Origin of the sequence: Neptuniibacter sp. QD29_5 (genome assembly GCF_047778125.1) — a bacterium.
Lineage (GTDB): Bacteria > Pseudomonadota > Gammaproteobacteria > Pseudomonadales > Balneatricaceae > Neptuniibacter.
In genome coordinates, this window is the sequence record NZ_CP180556.1 from 209,137 (window position 1) to 222,015 (window position 12,879).

Genomic DNA, 12,879 nt, shown 5'->3' on the forward strand with positions numbered 1-12,879 from the left:
TTCGAATTTTGCCCATGAATCAAAAAACGAAGTAAGTGGAAAGGTACTTGCTTTAAACCAGGCCTAGCCGGCTGTAGCAATTAGGCTGGCATTACCGCCAGCGGCTGTCGTATCAATGCACAGATGGCGTTCCATAACGAAACGTTCTGGTTGATCCAGTTCTGTGATCAGTGGCAGCAGCGCGCCTTCACGAGCGGCGAGCGCCTGACGAATCTCTTTTAGGATTTCAGTGTCAGCATTACAGCAGATCGCGGCGAATCCATCAGTTTCAGTCATAGCATTCGCAGATAACTGGCCCACTATGCCTTGTACAGGTAATTCAGCCTCATCGCACTGTTTCAGTAGATCAGCGATACCTTGAGCAATAATGACTACCTCATTGCCCTGCATTAGCGCAGTTGCAGCCTGGTTCTTAGCGCTTTCTGCATCGGGACCTAGGCAAAGTACAATGCCACGCCCGGTTTCGGATAGAAGGTTTAACTCCCCGGTTGGCCCTGGCATCTCTGTAGCTTCAGAACTATGGCCTTGCATTTTAATTACCTGTTCAGCAAAGACTTTAGTTAGTTGTTCCTCAGAAGCCTTCGCTTCAGTAGAGACTGTTTGGCTCAATTGTTGGATCATCTTGTTCAGCGTTTCTGTGTTAATTGTCTGGCCTGTTGGTGCTTCTGTGCTATTGCTAATGTTTGAGCGAGTGAAGCGTTTTACGTAGTGTGGACCACCCGCTTTAGGACCAGTACCGGATAGGCCTTCACCGCCGAATGGTTGTGAGCCGACAATGGCACCAATCTGGTTACGGTTAACGTAGATGTTGCCTACTTGAACTTTGTTGATAATGCGCTCTACACGGTTATCCACACGGGTGTGTAGGCCAAAGGTTAGACCGTAGCCTTTGCTGTTGATGGACTCGACAACTTGATCCAGATCTTTTGCTGCAAACGTTGCGACATGCAGAACAGGGCCGAAGATCTCTTCATCAATCTCTTCAATACCATTAACTTTCAGCACTGCTGGCGCGACAAAAGTACCGCCGGCTGGTGCATTTAGCTTTTTCAGCATCTGGCCTTTAGCGGCAAATTTGGCACAGTGTTCATCAATCTTAGCTTTAGCGTTGCTATCGATAACCGGACCAACATCAGTGCTTAGAAGCCAAGGGTTACCAAGGCGTAGTTCATCCATGGCGCCAAACAACATCTCTAGTAGGTTATCAGCAATATCTTCCTGGACATAAAGTACTCGTAGAGCAGAGCAGCGCTGACCTGCACTCTGGAACGAGGACATCAAAACATCCCGTATAACCTGTTCAGGTAGGGCTGTGGAATCAACGATCATCGCGTTCATACCACCGGTTTCTGCCACTAGAGGCGCATCCGGAGCCATGTTTTCCGCCATCACTTTGTTGATGCGCTGTGCAGTTAATGTTGAGCCTGTAAAGCACACTGCAGCTATGCGTGGGTCAGAGGTCAGCGGCGCGCCGACATTGATACCCGAGCCCGGTAATAGTTGGATAACATCTTCTGGGATACCGGCTTCATGCATCAAGGCAACAGCGCGAGCAGCCATTAGAGGCGTTGGGTCAGCAGGCTTAGCGATGACGCTATTGCCTGATGCAATGCCTGCTAAAACCTGACCAGCAAAAATGGCGAGAGGGAAGTTCCACGGGGAGATACAGGTGATCACACCGCGTGCTTCACTGCTCGCGTGCTTCTCGGCTTCATTAGCGTAGTAACGGGCAAAATCGACCGCTTCACGAATCTCGCCTACAGCATCAAGAAGTGTTTTACCCGCTTCACGGCTAGCCAATGCAAATAGCTCAGGCGCATTGGCTTCAAATAGATCAGCGACACGGCGAAGGCAAGCGGCACGCTCGCTAGCATCAGTTTTTGACCAACGCTGGAAGCCTAGCTCTGCAGATACGATTGCACTTTCAATATCTTCGGCATTTGCTTCAGTTACCAGGCCTACAAGATCTTCTGGGTTGGCAGGGTTACGAATTTCAGCCGTTTCAGAGCTGCTTGCATCGCCTGCAATCATCGGTTTTGCATGCCATTGCGTGTTCTGGAAGACCTCGCGAGCCGGTTCAAGTTGTTCCAGAGTTGTGTGATCAGTGATGTCCCAGCCTTTGGCATTCAGGCGCTTTTCACCAAAAATCATGGCTGGTTTGGCAATCATGTTGTTGCTGATTGCGTTATGGCTTTCCAACACTTGGGTAAATGGATCGGTCGCGATCTCTTCAGGGGTAATGCGCTTATCGACAATCTGGTTTACAAAGGAGCTGTTTGCGCCGTTCTCTAAGAGGCGGCGAACAAGGTAAGCCAGCAGATCACGGTGTGCACCGACAGGCGCATAGATACGGCAGCGAGTATTGTTCGATTTCAGCACTGTATCGTGCAGTGATTCCCCCATGCCGTGTAGACGCTGAAACTCAAAGTTATCCACATCGTGTTTTTTCGCCATGAACAGAATCGCAGCCGCGGAATGGGCGTTATGCGTAGCGAACTGAGGATAGATGCGATCTGTCATCTGCATCAGCTTTTCAGCGCAGCACATGTAAGACAGATCGGAATTTACTTTACGGGTAAAGACTGGGAAACCATCAAGGCCCAGCACTTGTGCTCTTTTGATCTCCGCATCCCAGTAAGCGCCTTTTACTAAGCGCACCATGATACGACGATCTAGACGCTCAGCGGTTGCATACAGCCAGTCCAGAACATGCGCGGCACGCGGACCAAAAGCTTGTACTACAATACCGAAACCATCCCAGTCTGCTAAGCGTTCATCTGCCAGAACTGCTTCGATCACATCAAGTGAAAGGTCGAGACGATCGGCTTCTTCGGCATCAATATTGAAGCCCATATTGGCATCTTTCGCCTGCAGAGCCAGCGTTAGGGTGCGTTCTACTAATTCCTGCATAACACGGGCTTTTTGGCCAACTTCATAACGGGCATGCAGAGCAGATAGTTTTACAGATATACCTGGGTTTAGACGGATATCTTTGCTTTCACAAGCAGATGTCAGTTCACTAATCGCTTTTGAGTAAGCTTGGTGGTAACGGATTGCATCGGCATCAGTTCGGGCTGCTTCACCAAGCATATCGTAGGAGTAGCTATAGCCTTGTTTCTCAAGCTTTGTCGCACGTTTAGTGGCTTCCTTGATGTCGCGGCCAAGTACAAATTGGCGGCCTAGTTCTTTCATGGCTTGGGCAACAGCGGTACGTACAACCGGTTCGCCAAGGCGTTTAATCATGCCTTTAACAGTGGAGCCGATGCTCTTCTTTTCATCTTCTTTAAGTAGCTTACCCGTGATCAGTAATGCCCACGTTGAGCTGTTTACTAATGACGAAGCAGATTGGCCCAAGTGGCCTTTCCAGTTTCCGGATACCACTTTATCTTCAATTAAGGCGTCGATGGTTAGGCTGTCTGGCACACGAAGCAGTGCTTCTGCCAAACACATCAGCGCGACACCCTCTTTGGTGGTCAGGCCGTATTCGGCAAGGAATTTTTCCATCATGGAAGGGGAGCTTTCAGATCGAACTTTGCGTACCAGATCTGCCGCGTTAGCTGAAATAGCACCGCGCTCTGTTTCGCTTAAACCTGAGTTATTAATCAAACCGTTGATAACGGTTGCTTCATCTGCCAGATAGTTATTACGAATAGCTGTACGGCATTGTTCGATTGTGATGCTCATAATCTTCCACCTCTTAAATCTATCGGGCTATTTTACAAGCGCTCAAATAGTCGATTTATCTATAAAAGTAGTTTTGGAAGTTTATTTCTCTTTATTTTGTGTTTTGAGTGGATAGCTTAATATTATTTTGCTTATTTTGTGGGCTTTTGTTCTTTTTGGTGATGGGTATAAAAAAGCCCCAACTGCAAAGCAGTTAGGGCTTTTAAAAATCTGTTTTCTATTCGTTAGCTTTTGATTTCAGCTTCTACATCGTCAAAGCGTTGCTGAATAGCTTTTGATGGCGCTGGTGTCACTTTGGATACCGCGATAATTGCGATGAAGGCAAAGATAATACCCGGGATGATCTCGTATAGATCGAACCAACCGCCAGATAGCTGCTTCCACACAACCACAGTTACGCCGCCCGTGATGATACCTGCAAGCGCACCGCCTTTGGTCATATTTTTCCAGTACAGCGACATAATCAGAGCAGGGCCAAATGCCGCACCGAAACCTGCCCACGCGTAAGATACAAGCTCCAGAACTTTAGAGTCCTTATCCATTGCTAGGAAGGTCGCGATCAGCGCGATAACGATTACCGCAATACGACCTACACGAACTAACTGTTCTTGGGTCGCATCTTTGTTAAATAGCGCTTTGTAGAAATCTTCAGCCAAAGCAGAAGAAGACACAAGTAGCTGAGAATCGGCTGTACTCATTACAGCGGCAAGGATAGCGGCCAGTAGAACACCTGCGATTACAGGGTGGAATAGTGCATCTACCATCACCATAAATACAGTTTCATTATCGCCCAAACCGTCTGGTAGGTAGCCGATAGCGGCCAAACCAATTAGGCAGGCACCCGCCATAGAGATAGCACTCCAGATAACTGCGATACGGCGTGCAGCTGGAACCGCTTCTTTAGATTTGATCCCTTTGAAACGCGCAAGAATATGCGGCTGACCGAAGTAACCAAGACCCCAGCCCAATAGAGATAGCGTACCGATTAGCGTGATGCTCTTACCATCCGCATCGGTAAACATATTCAATAGCTCAGGGTTTTTCGCTTCGACTGCTGCCAGCGTGCCGCTCAAACCACCAATCTCACCCATCGCGATCAATGGTACTAAGATCAAAGCGCCAACCATTAGTAGGCCCTGAACTACGTCGGTCCAAGATACCGCTAGGAAACCACCAAACAGGGTGTAAGAGATAACAGCTGCAGCACCGACAAGAACGGCGATGGTGTAATCAAAACCGAATACAGTTTCAAATAGCTTACCACCAGCTACTAGACCAGAACTGGTGTAGAACAGGAAGAAAACCAATACGAACACGGCAGAAATAACGCGTAAGCTGTGGCTGTGATCTTCAAAACGTTTTTCGAAAAACGCAGGTAGTGTTAGTGCATCATCAGCACGTTGTGAGTAAACACGTAGACGCTGAGCGACCAACAGCCAGTTTAGCCAAGTGCCTACTAGTAGACCGCCTGCCAGCCAGAAAGAGCCATAACCGGCCGCCATTGCGTAACCAGGAAGGCCCATCAATAGCCAGCCGCTCATATCTGATGCGCCTGCACTCAACGCACTTGGGATCGGCCCTAGGTTGCGTCCACCAAGAACGTAATCAGACAGATCCTGAGTGCGACGATAGGCAACAATACCAATTGCCAGCATCAGCATCAGATATAGGATAAATGTCAGGGTTACCATCTAAGAAACCTCTTTGTCATAGTTTATGCTTATTATCGTTCCATCCTCTGTTACACCTTCCTGCGCTAGCTATGCTGCAGACTTTTCTACCTTCATTGGTTGCGAAAAAGACAGTAGTTAAGCTTGGGTATAACGACCGGAAAGCTTACCGGTATTCCACTGGTTAAATGCTCCAAACTTGGCTGTTTTCTAGGCAATTGGTCTTTATTTGTTCGTTTATTCGGATGATTGTTCTAATTTGATGGTTTTTTACCTAGATAAACGCGCTGCATAGCTCTTTTTCATCTATAAGAAAGAGTAGTCAACTTGTTATGAGGAGTCGAATTCACTATATTTTCGCCAAACTTTTGGACGTTTTGACTTTATGCTTCTGGAGCGCCGTCATGGAAAATTTAGATAAACTCGATATGGCGATTTTGCGCGAACTGCAAAAGAATGCGCGTATTACGGTTACGGAATTAGCTTCACGTGTTGGCCTTTCGAAGACACCTTGCCAAGTGCGAATGAAGCGCTTGGAAGAGCTGGGTTATATCATGGGTTATACCACCCTGATCGATCAGAAGAAGCTGGGTTCTAAGCATATCGCTTTTGTGCAAGTGACGATGTTAGATACTAAAACCAAAGCGCTGCAGGCCTTTAATGAGGCCGTGCGCGCCATCCCTGAAATCGAACAGTGCCATATGATTGCAGCGAATTTCGATTATTTGTTAAAAGTGCGTACGTCCGATATCGAAAGTTATAGGGAAGTACTCGGTGAGAAAATTTCTAACCTGCCATTTGTGAAGCAAACCAGTACCTTTGTTGTAATGGAAGATGTGAAGGATGTGGCTTCCAAGCTAATTTAACGCTATACCCATAGAGTTACGCGAATATAGGATACGTAACTCTATGGAATAAAATGTTAATGACATTGCTTCCCTTTTCTTTGCTCCCCTTTATGTTTCATCCATTTTTGTGGAGCTTCACTTTTTAACTGTGCGAATTTGGCTTCCTGTTCTGGAGTCAGAATCTCATACAGTTCTTCCTGATGTTTTGCTTTGGCCATAATCATCGCTTTAGTTTGCTCCTGCGCTTTTAACACTAAGCTGTTGAGCTGTAACTGATAGTCTTTTGATGCTGGGTCTAGTTGCATCAGTTGTTGGCGAAGATCTCGTTTTGCTTGGTGTTGATCCTTCATGCCTGCTTTTTTCTGCTGCATATTTTCTTTCAGTGCCGCCTGTTGGCTGGTGGTTAATCCCAGCTCTTCAGAAAGATACTGCAGGCGCTTCTCCATCTTAGCGCCGTCATCTTTAGTGTAAGCATGTGCAACGCCTAAACTAGAAACAGTTAACACAGCAGCTGCGATTCCAGTCATGATTTTACGGTTCATGTTCTTTGCTCCTAGGCTGTTTAGTTGATGGAATAAAGTTTGGCTTTTGTAAGCGCAAAGATGGGTTTCGGCAGTGTAAAGTTGGGTAAATCTAACAATAGGGCGATCTATTTTGGCGCTAAAAGGATTATTATTTTTAGTAGATAAGTAGCGGAAATAGGCGGTCAAAGCCAAGTGTAGGATAAGTATGAGAGATAAACAGCGATTATTACTGGTGGATGACGATGTGGAACTATGCGAGTTGTTATCCGATTATCTCGAGCATGAAGGCTTTGAGGTTGAGTTTGCTCACAATGCAGATGAAGCCTGCGCGCAATTAAAACGTTCGGATCGCTACGCCTTGATGGTGTTAGATATCATGATGCCGGGTAAATCTGGCTTAGAGCTGCTACAGCAAATTCGACCTGTAGTGACCTTACCCGTGATTATGCTGACGGGGCGTGGTGAAGAGATTGATCGCATTCTGGGGTTGGAGATGGGAGCGGATGACTATCTAAGCAAACCCTGTAACCCACGGGAATTGCTGGCACGAATTCGTGCAGTCCTACGTCGCTCGGAACCGAAAACACAAACAACCCTTTTCCCAGATACTAATGTTGAAATGGGCGGTGTCCAGCTTGATCCTGGTTTGCGTGAAGTCCGGATCAAGGGTGAGCTATTGGAGCTTACGGGGACGGAGTTTAACGTGCTTGCTTACCTAATCGCGAATGCTGGAAATGTATTGGATAAAGAGCAGCTGACTGAGCTGGTTTTGCATCGAAAACTGGCGGCATTTGATCGAGCAATAGATGTTCATGTTAGCCGTGTACGGCAGAAATTAGCGAAAGCGCTACCAGATAAAGAGTTCATTAAAACAGTGCGTGGTGTCGGTTATCAGTTTATTAAGGATCTGGTATGAAGTGGTATAAGCGACTGTTTTGGAAAGTTTTTGCCGCAATCTGGTGCGTGAGTTTTTCTGTGCTGTTAGCGACTATCTGTGTGGTTAGTACCATTACAGAAGAGGATCGCTTCAAGGAAGTAATCACAGCAAAGGCAGAAGGCTATGCAGAGCTGATGATTGAACGTTATGAACGCATGGGTCATGCCACAATCCCGCCATTAAGGCTGAAACATTTCAAACGCTCGCATAGGGATAAAGAGATTGGCCTACCTGCGGCTGATCATCACAAAGAACGCACACCTCATTGGAAACGTTTTATCTGGCGAAGTGTAACTAAACGTGTCCATATTACCGATCTGACTGCACAGAGACAGGTTGTTGATCTTCCCCATTTTGAAAAAGCTCGTGAAGATAGTTACCGTTTTAATCTAGAGTCAGAGCAAGGTCGTCAGTATGAAGTTTTAGTCGATCTTAGCTGGGAACGTTCTCCCTATGCAGATTTAGTGAACCGTATCCTATCGGTGCAAATGGTACTGATTTTATTGGTGTCTTCTTTGGGTGCTTTGATCGTATCAGCAATTATTGCGCGGCCACTAATTTTGCTACGCGAGCACACTCAGGCGATCTATCGTGGTGAGTTAGATACACGTACAGATGAAAAGTTAAGGGCACGTGGTGATGAATTGGGTGAGTTAGCCCGAGATTTTGATCGTATGGCTGATTATGTTCAACAAACTCTGAGCTCTCATCAGCATCTGATGTGTGATGTATCCCATGAGTTAAGAGCGCCGCTAGCACGATTACAGGCTGCGGCTGGTATTGCAGAGCAGCGTTTGGGTGAAGGGGATAAAACTGTTCAACGGATCATTCATGAGTGTCAGCGCTTAGATCAATTGATCGGCGAAATCTTATCCTTATCTCGCTTGGAACAGATGGAGGTTAAAGGCGAGAAAACTAAGCTCAGTGATGTCCTGCAAGAGTTGCTTGATGATGCCCGTTTCAGCCAGCAAACACGTGAGTTTGAACTCTGTATGGAATCTGACTGTGAAGTGGAATTGAATGCGCCTTTGTTACTTCGAGCGCTGAATAATATCTTGGGAAATGCCTGCAAACATACACCGCAATCGGCGCCAATTGAGTTGAGTGTGCATAAAGGTGAACACTGTGAGATTCGTATTCGCGATCATGGTGAAGGTGTGCCAGCAGAACAGTTAGGAAAGCTCTGCGAACCGTTCTTCCGGGGTGACAGCAAATCTGAAGGTTATGGCTTGGGGTTAAGTATCGCACAACGGGCGGTGCAGCGTTTAGGTGGTGAGCTCAGTTTGTTGAACCATCCGGGAGGTGGGTTGGAAGCGCGGATTATCTTACCTTGTGCTTAACGCTTAGCTGTAAAAATTGGGGAGTTTTAAGAGCTCTTCCAAGTTATGTAGTGCGTTTTGTATCTCTGAAATCAGTCTAGGGTCGCGAAGATCTTCAAGGCTCAGTCGATCGCGATAGTGCGTTTCTATCCACTGTTTCAGCGACTTATATAGCGCAGGGGTTAGTAGTACCCCTTGATGTACAGCGCTTAACTCTTCGATCGTGATCGGTACAGCTAATCTCAAGCAAGCTGGACCGCCACCGTTCTGCATACTTTGTGTTAGATCGATAAATTGGACTTCGCTCACAGGGTTGTCGGCAGCTATTAACTCCTCACAGATGGCATAAGCCTTAGCGCTGTTTTTACTTTCTATGGGGGCAAGTAACATAAGGCTGCCATCGTTTTTTTGGATAAGCTGACTGTTGAATAGGTAAGTTTCTACTGCTTCTTGCAGGCTTAGCTTGCTGGAGCTGACCTCAAATATCTTAAGTGCATCCTGCCAATGACAGCTCTTCATCCTTAAAGTGTTTAAAACCTCACTTTGTTCTTTAAAAGCTTGTTCATGCAGGAATAAAAAGTTCAGATGACCCACCGCGACAACATCGTTGTGAAAAGCCCCGTGGTCTATGGCAGTAGGGTTCTGTTGAATCAGTATGCTGCGGCTTTGGTCCAGCTGATGTTGGCGGATAATACTTTCGCTAGCGAGGCGAGTTTGGCGTGCTGGAAAGCGTGTACTTGCGCTCAGCGAGCCTTCTCTGCCATAGATAAATAGATTCAGAGCATCCTGGTCACAAGGCGAGTTTAAGCGCATCTGATTGGCAGCACCTTCATCTGCAAAGATCGGTTGTGATGGCAACGGAACATGCACGCTAAATCTGTCGTGATCGTCAAAACAGGTTTGGAAGAACTGATAGTTATGTTTGGTTTCTAATGATCGATGAATGCTGCTATTCAAGTTTGCAGGGGTGAAGTGTAAGTGTCGATCTTTGGTATCTTGAGATGCTGAGCAGGTGGCGCTGTTGGCTGCCCACATAGCAGAAGCGGAATAACAAGCAGTCAGCAATTGAGGGGCTTTATGCCAAGCTTGGTCCAGGAGTTGTTCGTCTGAGCCGCGAAAGCCAGCTGCATAGAGCAGTGCTAGATCCGGTCGTATTGGCGGAGGAATAATCCCTTGTGGAATGCCAAGCTGATGCAGTAGCCACATCTTTTCCAAACCTTGAAGTGCTGCGTCTTTGGGTGAGGATATCTCGCCTTGATGCTGTTGTGATGCAAGGTTGCCCTGTGCGAGTCCCGCATAGTGGTGATTGGGTGCAACCAGACCATCCAAATTAAGCGTTAAACTCATTCATGACTCCACACATGATCGGCGATGTGTAGGCCCGGAGGAAGCTTGTCAGGCATATCCATACTGTCAGACTGCATAGAGGCAACAGGATAAGCGCAGTAGTCAGCAGCATACCATGCACTGGCTCGATGATTGCCACTGATACCCGTACCACCAAAGGGGCGGGCACTGGATGCACCAGTTAAGGGACGGTTCCAGTTGATAAGACCTGTTCTGACATGTCGCTGAAAATATTCGAATATTTTTGGATCATCACTTAATACACCGGCCGCTAAGCCGTATCGGGTCTTGTTGGCTAAGGTCGTTGCATGCTGAATATCATGCACTCGATAAATCTGAAGTAGCGGGCCGAAGTATTCCTCGTCATCAGGATCTTCTATCCCTGTACAGTCGAGCAACCCAGGTGTGAGTAACGCGCCCCTATCGGCAAAGCGTTGCATACTAACCAATGTCTCAGCACCTTGTTCAATCAGCTTTTCTTGAGCTGTTAGCATTGAGGTCATAGCTGATTGGCTGATTAAGGCACCCATGAAGGGTGGAGGATTCTGGTTATAGGTGCCCACCTCTATTTTGGTCACGGCTTTCTGCAATGCTGCAATAAATTCATCACCTTCTGTTCCTACTGGTATTAACAAACGTCGGGCGCAGGTACAGCGTTGCCCCGCAGTGATAAATGCGGATTGGATGGTGTTATAGACAGCCGCAGCGACATTGGCGGTTTTCGCTACCAATAGAGGATTATTGCCGCCCATTTCGAGTGCTAAGATCTTTTCGGGCTGTCCGCCAAACTGTTCATGTAGGTAACAACCTGTGGCTGCACTACCTGTGAAATAGAGGCCATTAATCTCAGGATGCTGCGCTAATTGTGCCCCGGTTGCTTTTTCCCCTTGAACCAGATTAAGCACGCCGTCGGGTAGTTCTGCTTTTTGCCAGAGGTGTACCATGAGTTCCGCTGTGCGAGGTGTAAATTCACTCGGTTTCAATACGATGGTGTTGCCTGCCAAAAGTGCCGGCATGATATGGCCATTCGGCAGATGCCCTGGGAAATTATAAGGGCCAAATACAGCTACGATACCGTGGGGGCGGTGACTAAGAATAGAGCGCGCACCCAACACGGTGCTCTCTTCAACTGGGCAGCGTGCTTGATAGGCTTTGATGGTTAGGGCTGCTTTTCCCAGTATCGCAGTCACTTCTGTTTTGGCTTCCCAGAGAGGCTTCCCGGTTTCCTGACCGATGGTGTCGGCGAGTAAATCTTCGTGATCTTTCACCAGCTCATTAAATTTCAGTAGATAGGTTGCACGCTGTTTTAGCGTGAGTTCAGACCAGCGTGGGAAGGCCTCAGCGGCGGCTGAAACAGCTTGGTTTACTTGATCTGAGTCAGCAGCAAAACCTTGCCAGATTCGCTCATTATTGCCCGGATTCAATGACTCAAGTTCTGGGCCGTTCCCCTGAATCCATTCGCCATTAATAAACAGTGATGCATGAGGTTTCATGGGTGCCTCCCTTTTAGTTCGACCAATCGAATGGTGTCACTGCCTTTAGCCTGAAGCATCTCGGCTATTTCAGGTGACAGTTCAGCTATACCTTGATTGGTTTGGCAGTTAGCAAGGCAGCAACGAAAACCTGCTGCACGGGTGTTACTGAGTAGATAGGTTGTGTCGGAATCACATATTTCAGCTTGTTGTGAAATTCGGATTTTGGCGTAGCGACTGTCTCTAATAGCACGGATCTTGGCCAGTGGAGCTGTGATTGTAGGGCCAGCATCGAAGATATCCACATAGTTCTCAAAACGGAAACCTTCGTTTTCCAACATGCGTCGGGCAGGTTCCGTGTTGGCGTGGACCCGTCCTATCACTGCCTGTGCCTCTTCGGGGAGAAGGTGGATATAGATGCTGTATTTCGGCATTAGCTCGGCAATGAAAACTTTGTTGCCAGAACCCGTAAGATAATCTGCTTCTGAGTAATCCATCGCAAAAAATTTACGCCCGAACCCTTCCCAAAACGGTGATCGGCCATTGTCATCAGAGAAACCACGCATCTCTGCGATGACGCGTTCAGAAAAGCGTTGTGGTTGTTCTGCCATAAACAGGAAGCGACTTTTTGAAAGTAGACTGCCATTTTGTGAGTGCCGATGGTCAGGCTTGAGATAGAGCGTACAGACCTCTGTACAACCTGTGTAATCGTTACAAAGGTACAGGGTTTTAAACTGATTATGGATATTGAGTTCGCGTGATGCGTGCACCACGGTACCTACTCTGTAGTGATACCATGGCTCTTGCAGGCCTACGGCCGCTTCAATCCCTGTAGTACCGACAACTTCATCGGTTTCACTATCGATCAATACAAATAGATAGCTTTCATTGGAGGCTTTCTGAACCTCTTGATTGAGGGCGTTTAAGCTCCGCTCTATCTTCTCGGCAAGTAAATCGCTGTTTTCGGGGAGAGAGGTAAAGCCGGGACCAGATTCGATAGCGATCTGATGTAAGGTCTCTAAATCGTTCATCTCAATCGGGCGAATGTAATACATAGTCGACCTCCTGTTCCTTGATT

9 protein-coding genes are annotated in these 12,879 nt (G+C 47.3%); 3 read left to right on the forward strand and 6 right to left on the reverse strand.

All coding sequences use genetic code 11. The features are described 5' to 3' along the window. Nucleotides 1-63: 63 nt before the first annotated feature. Both putA and putP read right to left on the reverse strand, forming a co-directional pair. Nucleotides 64-3,684: a bifunctional proline dehydrogenase/L-glutamate gamma-semialdehyde dehydrogenase PutA gene (gene putA, locus ACMXYR_RS00875; RefSeq protein WP_415902539.1), complete on the reverse strand. Its 3,621-nt coding sequence runs from the start codon at nucleotides 3,682-3,684 to the stop codon at nucleotides 64-66. A gap of 224 nt (nucleotides 3,685-3,908) precedes the next feature. Continuing rightward, nucleotides 3,909-5,375 carry a sodium/proline symporter PutP gene (gene putP, locus ACMXYR_RS00880; RefSeq protein WP_415902540.1) on the reverse strand — a complete coding sequence of 489 codons (1,467 nt, stop codon included), beginning with the start codon at nucleotides 5,373-5,375 and terminating at the stop codon, nucleotides 3,909-3,911. Between the two features lie 383 nt (nucleotides 5,376-5,758). Between putP and ACMXYR_RS00885 the strand changes: the two genes are divergently transcribed. Beyond that, a complete protein-coding gene (locus tag ACMXYR_RS00885) occupies nucleotides 5,759-6,220 on the forward strand; it encodes an Lrp/AsnC family transcriptional regulator (RefSeq protein WP_415883132.1) in 462 nt (153 codons plus the stop codon). Nucleotides 6,221-6,276: 56 nt separating this feature from the next. Here the strand turns inward: ACMXYR_RS00885 and ACMXYR_RS00890 are convergent, their stop codons facing one another. Continuing rightward, the gene (locus ACMXYR_RS00890) at nucleotides 6,277-6,744 is read right to left on the reverse strand and encodes a Spy/CpxP family protein refolding chaperone (protein ID WP_415902541.1); all 468 of its coding nucleotides are present in this window, start codon (nucleotides 6,742-6,744) and stop codon (nucleotides 6,277-6,279) included. Nucleotides 6,745-6,931: 187 nt separating this feature from the next. On the opposite strand from ACMXYR_RS00890, the gene ACMXYR_RS00895 reads away from it, so the two are divergent. Both ACMXYR_RS00895 and ACMXYR_RS00900 read left to right on the forward strand, forming a co-directional pair. Continuing rightward, nucleotides 6,932-7,642: a response regulator gene (locus ACMXYR_RS00895; RefSeq protein ID WP_415902542.1), complete on the forward strand. Its 711-nt coding sequence runs from the start codon at nucleotides 6,932-6,934 to the stop codon at nucleotides 7,640-7,642. After that, complete coding sequence (locus tag ACMXYR_RS00900; RefSeq protein ID WP_415902543.1) at nucleotides 7,639-9,003, forward strand: sensor histidine kinase; 1,365 nt, start codon at nucleotides 7,639-7,641, stop codon at nucleotides 9,001-9,003. Before ACMXYR_RS00895 ends, ACMXYR_RS00900 begins: the two co-directional genes overlap by 4 nt. Before the next feature lie 3 nt (nucleotides 9,004-9,006). On the opposite strand, the gene ACMXYR_RS00905 is transcribed toward ACMXYR_RS00900, so the two are convergent. The 3 genes from ACMXYR_RS00905 to astA are packed head-to-tail and all read right to left on the reverse strand — an operon-like array spanning nucleotide 9,007 to nucleotide 12,856. Continuing rightward, nucleotides 9,007-10,329, reverse strand: a complete 1,323-nt coding sequence (locus ACMXYR_RS00905; protein WP_415902544.1) for an N-succinylarginine dihydrolase — start codon at nucleotides 10,327-10,329, stop codon at nucleotides 9,007-9,009. Then, nucleotides 10,326-11,822, reverse strand: a complete 1,497-nt coding sequence (gene astD, locus ACMXYR_RS00910) for a succinylglutamate-semialdehyde dehydrogenase (RefSeq protein WP_415902545.1) — start codon at nucleotides 11,820-11,822, stop codon at nucleotides 10,326-10,328. Before astD ends, ACMXYR_RS00905 begins: the two co-directional genes overlap by 4 nt. Further along, nucleotides 11,819-12,856: an arginine N-succinyltransferase gene (astA, locus tag ACMXYR_RS00915; RefSeq protein WP_415902546.1), complete on the reverse strand. Its 1,038-nt coding sequence runs from the start codon at nucleotides 12,854-12,856 to the stop codon at nucleotides 11,819-11,821. The genes astD and astA overlap by 4 nt, the downstream gene beginning before the upstream one ends. Nucleotides 12,857-12,879 lie beyond the last annotated feature (23 nt).